19 protein-coding genes and 2 tRNA genes are annotated in these 16,135 nt (G+C 73.1%); 10 read left to right on the top strand and 11 right to left on the bottom strand.

Annotated features, from left to right (window positions below; all coding sequences use genetic code 11):
* Nucleotides 1-203: 203 nt before the first annotated feature.
* The 6 genes from ACFV3R_RS04150 (at nucleotide 204) to ACFV3R_RS04125 (ending at nucleotide 6,317) form a co-directional block, all read left to right on the top strand.
* Nucleotides 204-1,769 (top strand): DUF445 domain-containing protein, encoded by a 1,566-nt coding sequence (locus ACFV3R_RS04150; RefSeq protein WP_385575133.1) that lies wholly within the window; start codon nucleotides 204-206, stop codon nucleotides 1,767-1,769.
* 63 nt (nucleotides 1,770-1,832) lie between these two features.
* Nucleotides 1,833-2,063 carry a DUF3311 domain-containing protein gene (locus ACFV3R_RS04145; RefSeq protein ID WP_385575131.1) on the top strand — a complete coding sequence of 77 codons (231 nt, stop codon included), beginning with the start codon at nucleotides 1,833-1,835 and terminating at the stop codon, nucleotides 2,061-2,063.
* Nucleotides 2,060-3,559 (top strand): sodium:solute symporter, encoded by a 1,500-nt coding sequence (locus ACFV3R_RS04140; protein WP_385575129.1) that lies wholly within the window; start codon nucleotides 2,060-2,062, stop codon nucleotides 3,557-3,559. Before ACFV3R_RS04145 ends, ACFV3R_RS04140 begins: the two co-directional genes overlap by 4 nt.
* A 113-nt stretch (nucleotides 3,560-3,672) precedes the next feature.
* Nucleotides 3,673-3,978, top strand: coding sequence for a DUF6412 domain-containing protein (locus ACFV3R_RS04135; protein WP_385575127.1), 306 nt, complete (start codon nucleotides 3,673-3,675; stop codon nucleotides 3,976-3,978).
* 448 nt (nucleotides 3,979-4,426) lie between these two features.
* Nucleotides 4,427-5,224, top strand: a complete 798-nt coding sequence (gene yidC, locus ACFV3R_RS04130; protein ID WP_385575123.1) for a membrane protein insertase YidC — start codon at nucleotides 4,427-4,429, stop codon at nucleotides 5,222-5,224.
* Nucleotides 5,225-5,459: 235 nt separating this feature from the next.
* Nucleotides 5,460-6,317 (top strand): fumarylacetoacetate hydrolase family protein, encoded by an 858-nt coding sequence (locus ACFV3R_RS04125; protein ID WP_385575120.1) that lies wholly within the window; start codon nucleotides 5,460-5,462, stop codon nucleotides 6,315-6,317.
* Between the two features lie 85 nt (nucleotides 6,318-6,402).
* Here the strand turns inward: ACFV3R_RS04125 and ACFV3R_RS04120 are convergent, their stop codons facing one another.
* The 4 genes from ACFV3R_RS04120 to ACFV3R_RS04105 all read right to left on the bottom strand — a co-directional run bounded on the left by ACFV3R_RS04120 (nucleotide 6,403) and on the right by ACFV3R_RS04105 (nucleotide 7,961).
* The gene (locus ACFV3R_RS04120) at nucleotides 6,403-6,594 is read right to left on the bottom strand and encodes a DUF397 domain-containing protein (protein WP_385575115.1); all 192 of its coding nucleotides are present in this window, start codon (nucleotides 6,592-6,594) and stop codon (nucleotides 6,403-6,405) included.
* Nucleotides 6,595-6,666: 72 nt separating this feature from the next.
* Complete coding sequence (locus tag ACFV3R_RS04115) at nucleotides 6,667-6,858, bottom strand: DUF397 domain-containing protein (protein ID WP_385575111.1); 192 nt, start codon at nucleotides 6,856-6,858, stop codon at nucleotides 6,667-6,669.
* Nucleotides 6,859-6,924: 66 nt separating this feature from the next.
* Nucleotides 6,925-7,128, bottom strand: a complete 204-nt coding sequence (locus tag ACFV3R_RS04110; protein WP_385575108.1) for a DUF397 domain-containing protein — start codon at nucleotides 7,126-7,128, stop codon at nucleotides 6,925-6,927.
* Nucleotides 7,125-7,961, bottom strand: a complete 837-nt coding sequence (locus ACFV3R_RS04105) for a Scr1 family TA system antitoxin-like transcriptional regulator (protein WP_385575105.1) — start codon at nucleotides 7,959-7,961, stop codon at nucleotides 7,125-7,127. The genes ACFV3R_RS04110 and ACFV3R_RS04105 overlap by 4 nt, the downstream gene beginning before the upstream one ends.
* A 156-nt stretch (nucleotides 7,962-8,117) precedes the next feature.
* Between ACFV3R_RS04105 and ACFV3R_RS04100 the strand changes: the two genes are divergently transcribed.
* Nucleotides 8,118-8,552 (top strand): ATP-binding protein, encoded by a 435-nt coding sequence (locus ACFV3R_RS04100; RefSeq protein WP_385575102.1) that lies wholly within the window; start codon nucleotides 8,118-8,120, stop codon nucleotides 8,550-8,552.
* A gap of 30 nt (nucleotides 8,553-8,582) precedes the next feature.
* Here ACFV3R_RS04100 and ACFV3R_RS04095 read toward each other — a convergent pair whose 3' ends face one another.
* The 4 genes from ACFV3R_RS04095 to ACFV3R_RS04080 form a co-directional block, all read right to left on the bottom strand.
* Nucleotides 8,583-9,344 (bottom strand): DUF1963 domain-containing protein, encoded by a 762-nt coding sequence (locus tag ACFV3R_RS04095; protein WP_385575099.1) that lies wholly within the window; start codon nucleotides 9,342-9,344, stop codon nucleotides 8,583-8,585.
* Nucleotides 9,345-9,384: 40 nt separating this feature from the next.
* Complete coding sequence (locus ACFV3R_RS04090; RefSeq protein ID WP_385575095.1) at nucleotides 9,385-10,044, bottom strand: DUF6058 family natural product biosynthesis protein; 660 nt, start codon at nucleotides 10,042-10,044, stop codon at nucleotides 9,385-9,387.
* A gap of 99 nt (nucleotides 10,045-10,143) precedes the next feature.
* A complete protein-coding gene (locus ACFV3R_RS04085) occupies nucleotides 10,144-10,647 on the bottom strand; it encodes a heme-degrading domain-containing protein (protein ID WP_385575092.1) in 504 nt (167 codons plus the stop codon).
* Nucleotides 10,644-11,765 carry a Gfo/Idh/MocA family oxidoreductase gene (locus ACFV3R_RS04080; protein WP_385575087.1) on the bottom strand — a complete coding sequence of 374 codons (1,122 nt, stop codon included), beginning with the start codon at nucleotides 11,763-11,765 and terminating at the stop codon, nucleotides 10,644-10,646. Before ACFV3R_RS04080 ends, ACFV3R_RS04085 begins: the two co-directional genes overlap by 4 nt.
* A 170-nt stretch (nucleotides 11,766-11,935) precedes the next feature.
* Between ACFV3R_RS04080 and ACFV3R_RS04075 the strand changes: the two genes are divergently transcribed.
* Both ACFV3R_RS04075 and ACFV3R_RS04070 read left to right on the top strand, forming a co-directional pair.
* Nucleotides 11,936-13,048 (top strand): ROK family protein, encoded by a 1,113-nt coding sequence (locus ACFV3R_RS04075; RefSeq protein ID WP_385575495.1) that lies wholly within the window; start codon nucleotides 11,936-11,938, stop codon nucleotides 13,046-13,048.
* Between the two features lie 200 nt (nucleotides 13,049-13,248).
* Nucleotides 13,249-14,028, top strand: a complete 780-nt coding sequence (locus tag ACFV3R_RS04070; protein WP_385575082.1) for an HAD-IIA family hydrolase — start codon at nucleotides 13,249-13,251, stop codon at nucleotides 14,026-14,028.
* 62 nt (nucleotides 14,029-14,090) lie between these two features.
* Here the strand turns inward: ACFV3R_RS04070 and ACFV3R_RS04065 are convergent.
* A tRNA-Lys gene (locus ACFV3R_RS04065) sits at nucleotides 14,091-14,164 on the bottom strand.
* Nucleotides 14,165-14,513: 349 nt separating this feature from the next.
* Between ACFV3R_RS04065 and ACFV3R_RS04060 the strand changes: the two genes are divergently transcribed.
* The gene (locus ACFV3R_RS04060; protein WP_385575079.1) at nucleotides 14,514-15,107 is read left to right on the top strand and encodes a lytic polysaccharide monooxygenase; all 594 of its coding nucleotides are present in this window, start codon (nucleotides 14,514-14,516) and stop codon (nucleotides 15,105-15,107) included.
* Between the two features lie 117 nt (nucleotides 15,108-15,224).
* On the opposite strand, the gene ACFV3R_RS04055 is transcribed toward ACFV3R_RS04060, so the two are convergent.
* Both ACFV3R_RS04055 and ACFV3R_RS04050 read right to left on the bottom strand, forming a co-directional pair.
* Nucleotides 15,225-15,298, bottom strand: a tRNA-Lys gene (locus ACFV3R_RS04055).
* A 73-nt stretch (nucleotides 15,299-15,371) separates the two neighbouring features.
* Nucleotides 15,372-16,130 carry an IclR family transcriptional regulator gene (locus ACFV3R_RS04050; protein WP_385575074.1) on the bottom strand — a complete coding sequence of 253 codons (759 nt, stop codon included), beginning with the start codon at nucleotides 16,128-16,130 and terminating at the stop codon, nucleotides 15,372-15,374.
* Nucleotides 16,131-16,135: the final 5 nt, after the last annotated feature.

Below are 16,135 nucleotides of genomic sequence, written 5' to 3'. Positions count from 1 at the left end.
GCCCGGCGGGCCCGGGCGGGCACCGGAACGGCAGGCGCGGACGGCGGGGCCGGCAGCGGTCGGGGGGCCGGGAGAGGAGAGCCGGGACGGACGGCGGACGCAGACGCGGACACGGGCGGCGGATGAGGGAGGACCGGGCAGGGCCGGTCGGCGGACGGGTGGTCGCACGGCGGCCCGGCGTCGGCGGAGCCTCGTCGGGAAGGATGGCGGTGGGGGACGTCCCGGCACTCGGTGGGGGACGGCGCGGACCGCGACGGCAGCAGAAGGCGGACGAGGTGGCAGCGAGCAAGGGCAGCGACGAGGCGCGGACGGCGGTACCGGACGGCACCGGCACGGGAGGCGGCAGCGGCACGGGTACGGGAGGCGGCTTTGGCGGTGAGGGCGGGCCGTCCCCGGCCGGGCCGCCGGCGACGGCAGCGGCGCACGGCCCCGGCCCGGCAGCGGCGCACGGCCCCGGCCCGGCAGCGGCGCACGGCCCCGGCCCGGCACCGGCGTCCGCCGCGAGCGGCTTCTCCCTCACCCCCGCCGACCTGGAGCGGCGCCGCGGCGTGCGGCGCATGAAGACCTTCGCGACGCTGCTGCTGCTGGTCGTGGCCCTGGTGTACGCCGGGGCGACCTGGGCGGGCGCGGCCGGCGCCGGCGCCTGGACGGGGTACGTGGCCGCCGCCGCGGAGGCCGGCATGGTCGGTGCGCTCGCCGACTGGTTCGCGGTGACCGCCCTCTTCCGCCGGCCGCTGGGCCTGCCGATCCCGCACACGGCGATCATCCCGACCAAGAAGGACCAGCTCGGCCGCAGCCTCGGCGACTTCGTGGGGGAGAACTTCCTCTCCGGCGACGTGGTGCGCCTGCGGCTCAGCCGCATCGGCGTCGGGTGGCGGCTGGGCGCCTGGCTGGCCGCGCCGCGCAACGCCGAGCGGGTGACCGCGGAGGCCGCCACCGCCCTGCGCGGCGCGCTGACCGTGCTGCGCGACTCCGACGTGCAGGCCGTGGTGGGGGAGGCGATCACCCGCCGGGCCGGGACGGTGGAGATCGCGCCGCGGCTGGGGACGCTGCTGGAGCGGGTGGTGGCCGACGGCGGCCACCGGCGCGTCGTCGACCTGGTCTGCGCCCGCGCCCACGACTGGCTGGTCTTCCACAGCGACTCGGTGATGACGGCCGTGACCGGTGGCGCGCCCGGCTGGACGCCGCGGTTCGTGGACCGGCGGATCGGCGAACGCGTCTACAAGGAGCTGCTCCGCTTCGTCACCGAGATGCGCGACATGCCGCAGCACCCGGCCCGCGGCGCCGTCGACCGGTTCCTGAAGGACTTCGCCGCCGACCTGCGCACCGACCCCGACACCCGGGCGCGGGTGGAGCGGCTGAAGACGGAGGTGCTGGCCAGGGACGAGGTGCAGGACCTCATCGCCTCGGCCTGGAACTCCGTCCGCGCCATGATCGTCGCCGCCGCCGAGGACGAGCACAGCGCCCTGCGGACCCGCGCCCGCGACTCGCTGCTCTCACTGGGCGAGCGGCTCTCCCACGACGAGCGGCTCCAGGCGAAGGTCGACGGCTGGCTGGAGGGCGCCGCCGTCCACGTGGTGACCGCCTACCGCGACGAGATCACCTCGCTCATCACCGACACCGTCGCGGGCTGGGACGCCGAGCAGACCTCCCGCAAGATCGAGGCGCACATCGGCCGCGACCTCCAGTTCATCCGTGTCAACGGCACGGTGGTGGGCGCCCTGGCCGGACTGTGCATCTACACCGTGGCGCAGGCGCTCGGGGCGTAGAGGCCGCGGCAGGGTGCCGCCGGGGCCTGCTGCGGGGCGCGCCGCTGCGGGTAGGGTCCGTCCGTGTCCTCCAAGCCCCCCGCCCCGCGCTCGCCCCGGCTCCGGCGCCCCACCCTGTGGTGGCTGCTCACCCCCTACCTGCTGTACCTGGTGGTGCTGCCGCTGGTGAACCGGGTGACGCCAAGGGTGTTCGGCCTGCCCTTCCTGCTGTTCTGGCTGCTGCTCGCCACCGTCCTCACCCCGCTCGGGGTGTGGCTGGCGTGGCGCGGGGACCGGAAGCGGGGCCGGGCGTGAACGCGACGGTCGCCACCTCGATCTTCGCCGTCGCGATGGCGGCCACCGTCGCCCTGGGCCTGCTGGCGGTCCGGCGGCGGGGCGGCGGCTCCTTCACCGACTGGTCGGTGGGCGGTCGCGGCCTGGGCCCGGTGCTGATCTGGGTGCTGATGGCCGGTGAGGGCTACACCAGCTTCAGCTACCTGGGAGCGGCCGGCTGGGGGTACGGCTTCGGCGTGCCGGTCCTGTACGTCGTGGCGTACATGTCGTGCGGCTACGCCCTGGGGTACGTGGTCGGCCCGATGCTGTGGTCCTACGCCCGCCGCCACGGCCTGGTCTCCATCACCGACATCGCGGCCCGGCGCTACGGCAGGCCGTGGCTGGGCACGGCCATCGCCCTGCTCGCCACCGTCTGCCTGCTGCCGTACATCCAGTTGCAGATCACCGGCATGGGCGTGGTGGTCAACACCATCTCCTACGGCGCGATCAGCCTGAACTGGGCGTACTTCGCGGCCTTCCTGGTGACGACCGCGTTCGTCGTGGTCAGCGGGCTGCGGGGCAGCGCCTGGGTCTCGGTGCTCAAGGACGTGCTGGTCATCGTGACGCTGGTGGTCCTGGCGGTGTACGTGCCACTGCACTACTTCGGCGGTTACGGGCACTTCCTGGACCGGGTGGTGGCCGAGCGGGCGGACTGGCTGACCTTCCCGGGCCACGCCTCGGGCGGGCTGGGCCAGGGCTGGTTCGCCTCCACCACCGTCCTCAACTCCCTCACGGTGACCATCTTCCCGACGACGGTCGCCGGCTACCTGGGGGCCCGCTCGGCCGACGCGCTGCGCCGCAACGCGGTGTTCCTGCCGTTCTACAACGTGCTGCTCGTGGTGCCGATGCTGCTGGGCATCGCCGCCTCGTTCGTGGTGCCGCACCTGGCCGACTCCAACATGGCGCTGTTCCGGCTGGTGGTGGACTCGCTCCCGGCCTGGCTGGTGGGCGTCGTCGGGGTCGCCGCCGCGCTCTCCTCGATCGTCCCGATGGCCGTGTTCATGCTGGTCATCGGCACCATGTGGGGCCGCAGCGTGCTGGGCGCGGTGCCCCGCCTGGCGAGCCGCCAACGGCTGTGGTCCCAGGTGGTCGTGGTGGTGGCCGGCGCGCTGGCGCTGCTGCTGACCTACACGGCGCCCAACACCCTGGTCCGCCTCTCCCTCATCTCCTACGAGGGCATGGCGCAGTTGGTGCCGCTGCTCCTGCTCGGGCTGGTGTGGCGGCGGTTGACGCTGACGGGCGCCCTGAGCGGGCTGGTCGTCGGGTTCGCCGCGGTGTGCGTACTGGTCTTCACCGGCCACGACCCGCTGTGGGGCGTCAACGCGGGCCTGCCGACACTGGCGTTGAACGCGGTGGTGGCCGTCGCCGTCTCACTGTTCGGGCCGCGCTCGCGGGACGGACGCCCGGACGCGGAGGTGCTCGCCGACGACGTGGACGAGCCGGCGGAGCAGGTACCGGCTGCCGGTGGGGAACGCTAGGCTGTTCGAGGAGCAGGGCCGTCGCGTCGCGAGGACAACGGTCCTGCGACTGCGGCGGACGGCTGCTCGGGCGGGGAGACCGCCCCGGCCGGACACGGCGGAAAGGGGGAGCGATGCGGGACTGCACCAGCACCTGGCGCCTGCACGGCAACGTCGTGCTCTTCCTCCTCCTCGGCCTGGTGGTGACGCACAGCGGCGTCGCCACCGCGCTCGCCGCGGTCGCGACCGCGGCCGCCCTGTGCTGGGCGAGTCGCGCGATCCTGCTGGCCGTCTGCGCCCGCCCGGTCTCCGCGGCCCGCGTCCGCACAGCCCTGCGCGACCGGCAGCGACGCACCGCCTTCCTCCCCCAGCGCGACCCGGACGCCGCCGGCAGGCCGCGCCCCAGGGCTCCCGGCCTGCTCGTCCCGACGGCCGCGTAACCACCCCGCCCACCCCGGGCCACTACCCGCACCCCCGCCTGACTGCCCCACCGGGGCTCTGAGACCGCCACGCCCTGCCCCCGGCCACCCCGGCCGTGCGCTTTCCCGTCACGCGGGCGGTGGGCGGGATCGGGACGTGTCACCACGGGGGAACGGGCCTCCGGCGCCTTCTGCCGGAGGCCGGGCCACCGGTGCTTGCCGCATCGGGCCGTGCACCGAGCCGCGCGCCCGGTGTTCGTCCACCCGGTCTCCGGTGCCGCTGACTCCGGTGCTCGTCCACCCGGGTTTCCGTAACCCTGCGTCCGGTTCGCGTCCGTCACGCCGATCCTTCCTCCCGTCCCCTCCGGTCCGGACACGGCCGGACACCGTCCCGTGCGCCGGACCACCGGCGTCGCGCCGCGGTCGACGGGAGCCCCACCCGGCACGACGAGACCCGTGGAGGCTCTCCATGTCCCCCTTCTCCTTCCTCGGCGACCTGCTGTCCCGCCTCGCCGACCTCCTCGCCCCCCTGTGCGGCGCGTCAGCAACCGCCGCAGCCGTCGTCACCCTGACCCTCGCGGTCCGCGCCGCGCTCCACCCGCTGGCCCGGGCCGCAGCCCGCGGTGACGCCGCCCGCGCCGCCTTCGCACCGCGCCTGGCGGAGCTGCGGCGCACCCACCGCGACCACCCGGAGCGGTTGCAGCGCGCGGTCACCGAGCTGTACGCGGAGGCCGGCGGTTCGCCGTTCACCGGCTGCCTGCCGATGCTGCTGCAACTCCCCGTCTTCGCCCTGATGTACCACCTCTTCACCGGTGGCGGCGCCCACCTCGGCGACCACACCCTGTGGGGCGCCCCGCTCGGCGGCCACCTCACCGACGCCTTCGCGGCGGCCGCCCCCGCAACCGCCGCGTGGGTCTACCCGCTGCTGTTCGCCCTCACCGCCGCCGTCGCCACCTGGAACTACCGCCGCGCCCGCGCCCTGGCCGCCCGCACCCCCGCCGCGACCGACACGGCCGGGCAGCTGCCCGGACTGGCCGGGCTCGCGCGTCTCACCCCGCTCCTCTCCTTCGCCACGCTGGTCTCGGTCGCCGTGGTCCCGCTGGCGGCGGCCCTCTACCTGGTCACCTCCACCAGCTGGACGGCGTGCGAACGCGCCTGGCTCCAGCAGCGGTACGGCAAAGCCGGGCAGGACGCGGACCAGGGCGTCGAGGCCGCCGAGGCCGAAGTCATGAAGGCCGGGGCGGCCCGGTCGGGCGGGCGGAAGTAGGCCGCGACGACTGTCGGGTGGGCGCGCCAGGGTCTGCCCGAGGCGAGGCGTGCGCGGGGAGAGTCCTCTGCTCGACCGGCTCGGGGTGGGGTTCCGGCCGGTCCAGGGGCTGAACGGGGTCTTGCGGGATGGTCGGGCTTCTTGGAGGATCAGCCGAATCCCGTGGGGGCCGTCCCCTCCACCAGCCGGTCCGGGCAACCGCTCGGACCGACCGTAGGAACAGGGAGTTGAAGCCGTGAAGCTGCTGCGTGTCGGACCGACGGGGGCGGAACGCCCGGCGCTGCTCGACGAGAACGGAACCCTGCGCGACCTGTCCGGCCTGGTGGGCGACGTGGACGGAGCGCTGCTGGCCGACCCGGAGGCGCTCGGCCGCCTACGGGCCGCCGCCACCTCCGGTGCCCTGCCCGCCCTCGCCGACCAGAACCCGAGGATCGGCCCGCCGATCGGCCGCATCGGCAAGATCGTGTGCATCGGGCTGAACTACCACGACCACGCCCGCGAGACGGGGGCCACCGCCCCCGAGGAACCCATCGTCTTCATGAAGGCCCCCGACACCGTCGTGGGCCCCGAGGACACCGTCCTCGTCCCGCGCGGCTCGACCAAGACCGACTGGGAGGTGGAACTCGGCGTCGTCATCGGCCGCACCGCCCGCTACCTGGGCTCGCACGCCGAAGCCCTCGACGCGGTCGGCGGCTACGTGCTCTCCCACGACGTCTCCGAGCGCGAGTACCAGATCGAGCGCGGCGGCCAGTGGGACAAGGGCAAGAACTGCGAGACCTTCAACCCGCTCGGCCCCTGGCTGGTCACCGCCGACGAGGTGCCCGACCCCCAGGCCCTCGGTGCCCGCCTCTGGGTCAACGGCGACCTGAAGCAGGACGGCACCACCGCCGAGCAGATCTTCCCCGTGGCCGAAGTGGTCCGCTACCTCAGCCACTTCATGACGCTGTACCCCGGCGACGTCATCAACACCGGCACCCCCGCCGGCGTCGCCATGGGCCAGCCCGAACCCAAGCCCTACCTGCGCGCCGGCGACGTCGTGGAGCTGGAGATCGACGGCCTGGGACGGCAGCGGAGCGTACTGAAGGACGCCTGACCTTGCCCCGCGCCTGAACGCCCTCGGGCCCTCCCCGGTGTGGTGGGGAGGGCCCGAGTGGTGTGCCGTCGAGGCGCGCCGCGCCTCAGCGACCGACGGTGTCCAGGAAGGTGCGCCAGGCGGCGGGGCTGTGGTGGAGTGCGGGGCCTTGCCGGTTCTTGGTGTCGCGGACGTGGACGGCGTCAGGAGTGTCGGCCACCTCGACGCAGTCGCCGCCGTTGGGACCGCTGTGGGTGCTCTTGCGCCAGGGGAGAGCTTCAGGCTGTTCGACCGGCATTTTTTCTCCCGTTGTTACCGGGGCGTTGTGGCGTTGACAGGCAGACCGCTGGGGACATCCGGTCTGCTGCTCCTATCCGCCGACGGCGTCCAGGAACGTGCGCCAGGCGGCGGGGCTGTGGTGGAGTGCGGGGCCTTGCCGGTTCTTGGTGTCGCGGACGTGGACGGCGTCAGGAGTGTCGGCTACCTCGACGCAGTCGCCGCCGTTGGTGCCGCTGTGGGTGCTCTTGCGCCAGAGAAGGAGATCGGGTGTTTCGTTCGGCATGGGCCCTCCTGCCGTGGGATGTGGGGTAGGCAGCCGGCAGCTGTTCTTCCCTCCGACCGACGCTTTTTATCCGCGGACGGCGTTCAGGAAGGTGCGCCAGGCGGCGGGGCTGTGGTGGAGTGCGGGGCCCTGCCGGTTCTTGGTGTCGCGGACGCTGACAGCGTCCCCGGTGGCTGCCACCTCGACGCAGTCACCGCCGTCGGAGCCGCTGTGGGTGCTCTTGTGCCACAAGGCTGCCTGCGGGGCGCTCGTTACAAGACCTGGTCTCATAGCTCTCCCGTCAAACGCTCGATGAACCGGGCCGACTCGTCCGTACTGAGGGCCTGGGAGCGCAGCTTGCCATACCGGAGTTCGAATGCGCTGACCTTCGGGACTTCGGTCACAAGGGTCCCCACACCTTGTGACTCGAAGTACGCGACGTGGTCATGGGTCGCGGTCACGACCAACACCATCGGACCGTTGAGTCCTTGGTGAAAGCCACTGACTGTCGGCATGACCTGTACCTGAACGTGCCGCTGACGAGCTGTGGCGAGGATGTGCTCAAGCTGCTCCAGCATGGTGGCCCGGCCTCCCAAGGGGTTGCGCAAGGCGGCCTCACCGATGATGAAGCTCAGCTCGGCAGTGGGAGTGCGGGTCAGCAGGCTCTGCCGACCGATGCGCCCCTCCAGGCGCTGGTCGAGTGTCTCCGCGTCGAGCTGCGGGCAGTGCCCGTTGAAGACCTCTCTGCTGTAGTCCTCGGTCTGAAGGAGGCCGGGTACCAGGAGTGGGTCGAAAGAGGCCCTGCTCAACGCCTCCGTTTCGACAAGAGCGAAATCCTGGAAGAACTGCGGAAGCTTGGCGTGATCCACTTCCCTCTGCAGAGCGCTCAGCGTGCCGGCCGCCTCCAGCACCCTTTCTGCGGCCTGGGTGAAGGCTGCTTTCGCCGGACGCCGGCCTTGCTCGATCGAGGCCACTGTCTCGCACGAGTAGCCGACCTTGTCCGCGAGCTGTTGGCGGGAGAGGCCCGCACGGTCGCGGAAAAGCCGGACCAGCTTCCCGTAGCCGATCCAGATCGAGGGCCGGTCACTGTTTCCTTGGCCTTGCCCTGCCTGTCGCGCCGCCATCAACATCTCCCGCCCTGCGTTTGTTCGGCCCAACCGTCCCGGCGCGCTGAATGACACGGCTGGTGGTACGTACAGCCGTGGCTGCGGTACGTACGGCCGCCTTCGTACGAGGCGCCGCACTGGCTTTGTCACCCAGCGTGACAGGACAGTGGTCGCATGTCTGTGAATACGGAGGAAACGGGCCGCTCCTTCTCCGTCCGCCTCAGCTCCACCCGCCGGGGTGCCCGCCTCGCGCGCCAACTGGTCCTTTCCCAGCTCTGCCTCTGGGGCGTCCCCGTGTCCGGGGAGTTCGGGGCGGACGTGGCGAGCGTGGTGGGGGAGCTGGCCGCCAACGCCGTCTTCCACGGCCGCTCACCGGGACGCGACTTCGAACTGGCGGTGTCGTGCAGCCCGCCCCTGCTCCGGGTAGCGGTGACGGACACCCGCCCGGAACGTCTGCCGCCGAGCAGCGGGCACTCGCCCCGCCCTGCCCCCGAGGAGGAGGGCGGACGGGGACTCAGGCTGGTGGATGCTCTGGCGCTGGAGCGCGGCATGGTCGTCGGACCTGTGACGAAGACGGTCTGGGCCGCCCTGCGGCTGCCGGGGTGCTGAGGGGTGACGGTCGGCCGAGTGCCCGCGCGCTCAGGCCGGAGGCACCAGCTCAATGCGGACCTTGGCCCGCTCGAACCGGGCCTCGGCCAGGTCCTGGGGACGCATCAGCCAGAAGAGGGTGTTCTCGACCGGCTCCCGGACCTTCGGTGAGACGCGTGCCTGGGCCAGCAGGCGCCAGGGCTGCTCGTCGTTGTCCGGGTACGGGGGCAGGCACGGGTCGTCGAAGGCGGGACAGGAGTAGCCGCCCAGGGTCAGTTCACCGGCCCCGCTGTTGTCGATCCAGAGGTCGTAGTCGTACTCCTCCCACAGCTCGCTGCGTTCCTCGTCGGAGTTGACGACGTCGTGGTCGGGGGTGGGCATGTTCCAGTCGAGGTGCCCGTGGAGGGGGAAGGGGTCGGTGACGAACTCGGCGTGCTCTTCGTCCGGTTGCCGTTCGGTGGTCGGTGTTCCGGCGGGCACGTACACCACCTGGCCCTCCTTGTCCTCGTCCCACACCGGTTCGTCCAGGTTGCCGAAGAAGAGCAGGTGGCCGTCGTCGGGCAGCGGGAAGTCGAGCGCGTCGCGGGGCAGGGCCGCGCAGTCCACCGAGGCCACGAAGTGCGGGAAGCCGGACCACTCGACGTCCGCGGGGAGCGAGGGCAGGCCTCCGTACACCCCGACGACCGGGCCCGGACTGTGTCCTTGCGGACGCAACTCAATTCGGGGAAGGGCGAGTTGCATGGCCGATTCGACCACGTCTGCGGGTATCCCGTGGTCGGTGAGGGTGGCGCGGTAGCGCTGACGTCTGTCCATGAGGCAGGGAGTGTGCCACATGTGAGCCGGGCGCCCTAACTCAGGTGTGGCGCACAGGGGTTGGGGCCGGCGGCTCGGCTGTCTGGGCGCCCTCCGGAGCAGGGTGGCGGGGGAAGTGGGCCCGCATCGCGGTGATGCAGCTGTCGCGGGATGTGGGGCCGTCGAAGCGGAGCCGGTCGTAGTCGGTGAACGCCGGTTCCAGGGCGTCGAGTTCGTCGATCAGGAGGTGCAGGTGCTCCCGCCACCGTGCCGTGCCGGCATCCGGGGCGTCCGGGGCGGCGGTGATGGCGGCCGTCAGGTGGTCCTTGCGCCGGATGGTGGCGGGGGTCACCGAGTGCAGGCACACGTACCGGCCGCTGAGGTAGGCGTCCCACTCGGCGGCGCCGGCGGCCGGGTCGGCCCAGTGGGCGGTGAACCACTTCTGAAGCCGTTCCGTGCCGCCCGCCTCGTCGGCGAGGGCGAAGAGGTCGGCGGGGACCATCTCGGCACCGTCGGAGCGCAGGTATCCCGGGAGCGGCAGCAGCCGGTCCAGCATCAGCCGGCGTACCTCGTCGGTGTCCCGGCCGTGCGTTGCGCACAGTTCGTCCAGGGGGACGAACTGTGCGCTGACGTAGGCGTCGTCGGCGTCGGTCATCCGGTGGTCACCGTTGACCTGCCGGAACCGTGCGGCGAGCCGTGATCGCAGGTCCGTCCTCGGCACGAGGGCTCCTCCCGTCGCCCGCGGGGGCCTTCCCCGCGGCGTCCGGAGCACGCTAACGGCCTGGTCGTTCGGCCTGTGCCGAAGTGTCCTGGGCGGGGGTCACCCCGCCAGGAACCGCTCCACCGCCGCCACCACCAGCGCGTGGTCCTCCGCCTGCGGCAGGCCCGAGACGGCGACCGAGCCGACCACACCGGTGCCGCCCACCCGGACCGGGAAGGCGCCGCCGTGTGCGGCGTAGTGGTCGGGGTCCAGCCGGGAGGAGTCCTCGAAGGTGCGGCCCTTGGCGCGGAAGCGGGTGCCGACGAGGTAGGAGGACTCGCCGTAGCGGCTCACCACCCGGGCCTTGCGGGCCAGCCAGGCGTCGTTGTCGGCGCTGGTCCCGGGCAGGGCGAAGTGGAAGAGCTGCTGCTCGCCGTGGCGGATGTCGACGGTGACGGCCGCCTTCCGCTCGCGGGCCATGTCCACCAGCAGGGAGCCCAGGCGCCAGGCGTCGTCGTTGCCGAAGGCGGGGAAGACCAGCCGCGCCTCCTGCTCCTCCAGGCTCGCCACGAGGGCGAGCGCTTCCCGGCGCGCGCGGTCGGAGGTGGTTTCGGGCGTGGTCACGCGCTCTCCTCCTTCTGGTCCAGGCGGATGGTGCGGCCCTCGGCGGCCGAGCGGCGCGCCGCCTCCAGGACGCGCAGGGCCGCGGCGGCCTCGGCGGCGGTGACCGGCGGCTGCCCGCCCTCGCGCAGGGCGCGGGCGATCGCGGCGTAGTAGGCGGGGTAGTCGCCGGGCCGGGTCGGGACCGCGTGGCCGCCGCCCGTCAGGGGGGACTCGCCGGCGCCGAGACGGCCCCAGGAGCCCTCCTCCTCCACGCCCCAGGTGCCTCCCTCGGTACCGGGGCGGCGGCCCTCGCGGAGCGCGGCCTCCTGCGGGTCCAGGCCGTACTTGACGTAACCGGCGGAGCTGCCCAGGACGCGGAAGCGCGGGCCGAGCTGCGCGGTGGTGGCGCTCATCCACAGGTGGGAGCGGGCGCCGCCGGCGTGGGTGAGGGCGATGAAGGTGTCGTCGTCGGCCTCGGCGCCGGGGCGGCGCACGTCGGACTCGGCGTAGACGGTCTGCGCCGGGCCCAGCAGCGTGAGCGCCTGGTCGACGAGGTGGCTGCCCAGGTCGTAGAGGAGACCCCCGATCTCGCGGGGGTCGCCGGACTCCCGCCAGCCGCCCTTGGGCCTGGGCCGCCACCGCTCGAAGCGGGACTCGAAGCGCTGGACGTCGCCGAGCGCGCCGTCCGCCACCAGCTCGCGCAGGGTGAGGAAGTCGTTGTCCCAGCGGCGGTTCTGGAAGACGGAGAGCAGCAGGCCGCGGTCGCGGGCGAGGGCGTCCAGCTCCTCGGCCTCGGCGGCGGTGCCGGCCAGCGGCTTGTCGACCACGACCGGAAGGCCGGCCCGGAGGGCGGCGGCGGCCAGCTCCACGTGGGTCTTGTTGGGGGAGGCGATCACCACGAGGTCCAGCTCGCCGGCGCGGGCGATGACCTCCTCCGGTGAGGCGACGGTGCGCACCTGCGGGTGCTCGGCCCGCGCCTGTTCCTGGCGCTGCGGGCTGGAGGTGGAGACCGTGTCCAGTACCAGGCCCTCGGTCGCCGCGATGAGCGGGGCGTGGAAGACGGAACCGGCCAGGCCGTAGCCGATGAGGCCGACGCGGAGCGGGGCCGGTGCGGGGGAGGGGGCGCTCGTACCGTTCATGGCAGCCACTTAAGCAACGCTGTTGCTAAAGTGCAAGCGACGCGGACCGTGATGCCGACAAGGGCGGGGTGAGCACCATCGAAGACAGCGAGCAGGACGCCCGTCCCCTCCCCGTCGAGGACGCAGGCGGCGAGGCGGCCCGCAGCTCCACGGCGGCCGGCGCCAACCTCCTGGCGCTGCGCCACCACAACGCGGCCCTGGTGCTGGCCCTGCTCCGGGCGGCCGGGGAGGCCGGTGTCAGCCGGCTGGAGCTGGCCGCGCACACGGGCCTCACCCCGCAGGCCGTCAGCAAGATCACCGCCCGCTTGCGGTCCGAGGGGCTCGCCGTGGACGCCGGACGCCGCGCCTCCACCGGCGGCAAGCCCCGCACCGTGCTCCGGCTGGACCCCACCGCCCGCTGGGCCGTCGGCGTCCACCTCGACCGCGACGAGGTCACCACCGTCCTCGCCGACCTCGCCGGTTCCCCGCGGCGGGTCCGCACCGCGGCCCTGGACCTCGGCGGCCGGGTCGAGGAGGTGCTCGCGGTGGTGGCGGACGAGGTCGCCGCCGCGCTCGCGGAGGTCGAGCCCTCCCGGGTACTGGGCGTCGGCGTCGCGAGCCCCGGCCCCCTCGACCACGACCGCGGCGTCCTCGGGCCGGTCACCGGGGTGCCCCGCCTCGCCGGCTTCCCGCTGCGCCGGGCGCTCGCCGAGCGGACCGGGCTGCCCGTGGTGGTCGACAAGGACACCAACGCCGCCGCCCTCGGCCTCACCCGGGAACCGGTCGTGTCCGCCGTGGGCCCCGCCCGGCCGCGTGACACCTTCGCCTATCTCCACCTGGGCACCGGTCTCGGCGCCGGCCTGGTGATCGGCGGCCTGCTGCACCGTGGCGAGCGGACCGCCGCCGGCGAGTTCGGGCACCAGGTGCTCCAGCTCGACGGACCGCAGTGCGTCTGCGGGAAGCGGGGCTGTGTCGAGGCCCTCGCGCTGGCGGCGGTCGCCCGGGGGGAGATCGCGAGGGCCGCCCGGGTGCTGGGGGTGGCGGCCCGCAACCTGGTGGAACTCCTCGACGTCGACCACGTCGTCCTCGGCGGGCGCGTCGCGCTGGCACACCCGGACACCTTCCTCGCGGGCGTCGGGCAGGCCCTGGGCGCACCCGAACGTCGCACCCCGGGCGTGACCACCCCCGGCGTCTCCTTCCCCGAAGCCGGGGCCCGGGTGGTGGCGGACGGGGCCGCCCACCTGGTGCTGGCCCCGCTCTTCTCGGGCGACGCCCCCACCCTGCCCGCCCCCGCCGTGCCCTGAAGGACCGGGCGGCGAGCGGGCAGGGCACGCCCCGGACGCGGCCCGGTCCGCAGGACGGACCGCCGCACCGAGTCCGCCCACCTGGCATACGCTGGCCCCGTCGGCCGAACGTATGACCCCAGGTGGCGCGGGCAGGCTGCCCGCAGCGGGGACGGACGCCCGACCGGTACCAGGCACCCACCCAGGCAGGAGACGCGGTAGTGGCAGAGCGCAAGCCGATCGAGTCATGGCTGACCGACATGGACGGCGTGCTGATGCACGAGGGCATCCCGGTGCCCGGCGCCGACACGTTCATCAAGCGGCTGCGGGAGTCGGGCCGGCCCTTCCTCGTGCTGACCAACAACTCCATGTACACCCCGCGCGACCTCCACGCCCGCCTCAAGCGCATCGGGCTGGACGTCCCGTGGGAGTCGATCTGGACCTCGGCGCTGGCCACCGCCAAGTTCCTGGACGACCAGCGGCCCGGCGGCACCGCCTACGTCATCGGCGAGGCTGGGCTGACCACCGCCCTGCACGACATCGGCTACGTCCTGACCGACTCCGACCCCGACTACGTGGTGCTCGGCGAGACGCGGACCTACTCCTTCGAGGCCCTGACCAAGGCGATCCGCCTGATCAACAACGGTGCCCGGTTCATCGCCACCAACCCCGACGAGACCGGTCCCTCCGCCGAGGGAGCGCTGCCCGCCACCGGCTCGGTCGCCGCCCTCATCACCAAGGCCACCAAGCGGGAGCCCTACTTCGTCGGCAAGCCGAACCCGCTGATGATGCGTGCCGGGCTCAACGCCATCGGGGCGCACTCGGAGACCTCCGCCATGATCGGCGACCGGATGGACACCGACGTCCTCGCGGGTCTGGAGGCCGGCATGGAGACCTTCCTCGTCCTCACCGGACTGACCGGGACCGAAGAGGTCGACAAGTACCCGTTCCGGCCGTCCCGCGTCGTCGACTCCATCGCGGACCTCGTCGACCTGGTCTGAGCCACCCCCGCGAACACGAGGAAGCCCCCCGCTCACCAGAGCGAGGGGCTTCCTCGTAGCTGTGCGCCGCCAGGGACTCGAACCCCGGACCCGCTGATTAAGAGTCAGCTGCTCTAACCAACTGAGCTAGCGGCGCCTGCTGACCTGGAAAACTCTACACGACCGCCGAAGGTGCTCCGGCCCGCAGCCGGGGCCGTGGAGGCGGTCCGCTGAGTGAGTTCCCCCACGCCGCCGCGACCCACCGTGACGGCGGGTGAGGGGAGTGTGGCCTGCTGTGCCGGCGTCCGGCCTGCCACCCGCACACCTTCACGGCGGCGCCCCGCCGGCCTCCCCGCGCACACGGCCGGTTCCCCTGTGGCGCACGGAGTCGTCCCGGTTGGCCGCCTTTCGCCTGTGCGGCCGCAACACTAGGCAATACTCTGCCAGTTGGTCTGTACCAATCGCACGTGTCCGGCTGGAAACCCCACCGTCACCGGGAGCGACGCATGCGCAGGAGCCTGAGAACCGTCACCGTCTCGGCGGCCCTGGCCGCCCTCACCGTCCTGGCCACCGGAGGCACCGCCTCCAGCCACGGCTACACCGACCAGCCGCCGAGCCGGCAGGCGCTGTGCGCGGGCGGCACCGTCACCGGTTGCGGCGACATCCAGTACGAACCGCAGAGCGTCGAGGGTCCCAAGGGCTTCCCCTCGGCGGGCCCCGCCGACGGCAGCATCTGCGCCGGCGGCAACAGCCGGTTCGCGCAGCTCGACGACCCCAGGGGCGGGCAGTGGCCGGCCACCAAGGTCACTGCGGGCCAGCGCTACACCTTCACCTGGCGCTTCACCGCCCGCCACGCCACCACTGACTTCAAGTACTACCTGACCAAGCAGGGCTACGACCCGACGAAGCCGCTGACCCGGTCCGAGCTGGACACCACGCCCTTCCTGACCGTCCCCATGAACGGCACGCAGCCCGGCTCGACCGCGTCCCACACCGGCACCATCCCCGGCGGACGCACCGGAAAGCAGCTCATCGTCGCCGTGTGGACGATCGCCGACACCTCCAACGCCTTCTACGCCTGCTCCGACGTCCAGTTCTAGGACGGGCCGCAGAGCCGGGGACGGGACCCTGTGAGGCGCGGCACCCGGGCGGCGTGAGGCGCCTCACGCAGCACACGACCGAGGGCCCCCACATGCGTGGAGGCCCTCGGTCTCAGGTGCGCCGCCAGGGACTCGAACCCCGGACCCGCTGATTAAGAGTCAGCTGCTCTAACCAACTGAGCTAGCGGCGCCTGCTGACGACAGAAATACTACCTGCTTTCCGGGGGTGCTCCTGACCACCGCCCGGCCACCCGGCCGCAGCGGTCAGATGGTGAGCGCGAGCAGGACCGGGGCGGCCCGGCGGTTCAGTGTCTCGGCGGCCTTGCGCAGCCGGTGGGCCTTCTCCAGCGGCATCGACACCGCCAGGCAGCCGACGGCCGAGCCCGCCGTGATCGGCACCGCCGCGCAGACCGTGCCCACGGCGTACTCCTGGAGGTCCAGGACCGGGACCGTCGGCGGCTGGCTGTCGAGCCGGTGGAAGAGGACCCGCTCGTTGGTGATTGTCCGCGAGGTCAGCCGGGCCGTCTTGTGGCGCGAGAGGTGGTCCTTGCGCCCGTCGTGGTCGAGCTGGGCCAGGAGGCACTTGCCGACGGCGTTGGCGTGGGCGGTGCGGCGGAACTCGGCCCACTCGTTGACCTTGGGCGTGCCCGGGCCGTCCGCGTAGTGCAGGATGCGGACCTCGCCGTCGATGTAGCGGCTCACGTACACCGCGGCGCCGACGGAGTCCCGGATGTCGGCGAGGGTCTCCTGGAGCTTGGTGCGCAGCGAGTCGTCGTGGGAGGCGCCGGAGCCGAGCTCGGTCAGGGAGGAGCCGGTGACGTACGCGCCGTCGGAGAGCTGCTGGACGTAGCCCTCGCTGCGCAGCATCGCCAGCATCTGCGCCATCGACGGGGTGGGGAGGCTGGTGGCCCTGGCGATCTGGGAGTCGGTCACGCCGTCCGGGTGGCGCGAGACGGTGTCGAGCACGCGCAGGGCGTTCCGCACGGCGTGCAGCGGCGCGTTGGGCTCGGGTTGCAGCGCCACGGTGT

Origin of the sequence: Streptomyces sp. NPDC059740, from assembly GCF_042733155.1 — a bacterium.
Taxonomy (GTDB): Bacteria; Actinomycetota; Actinomycetes; order Streptomycetales; family Streptomycetaceae; genus Streptomyces.
This window is presented reverse-complemented; position numbering and strand designations above follow the sequence as displayed.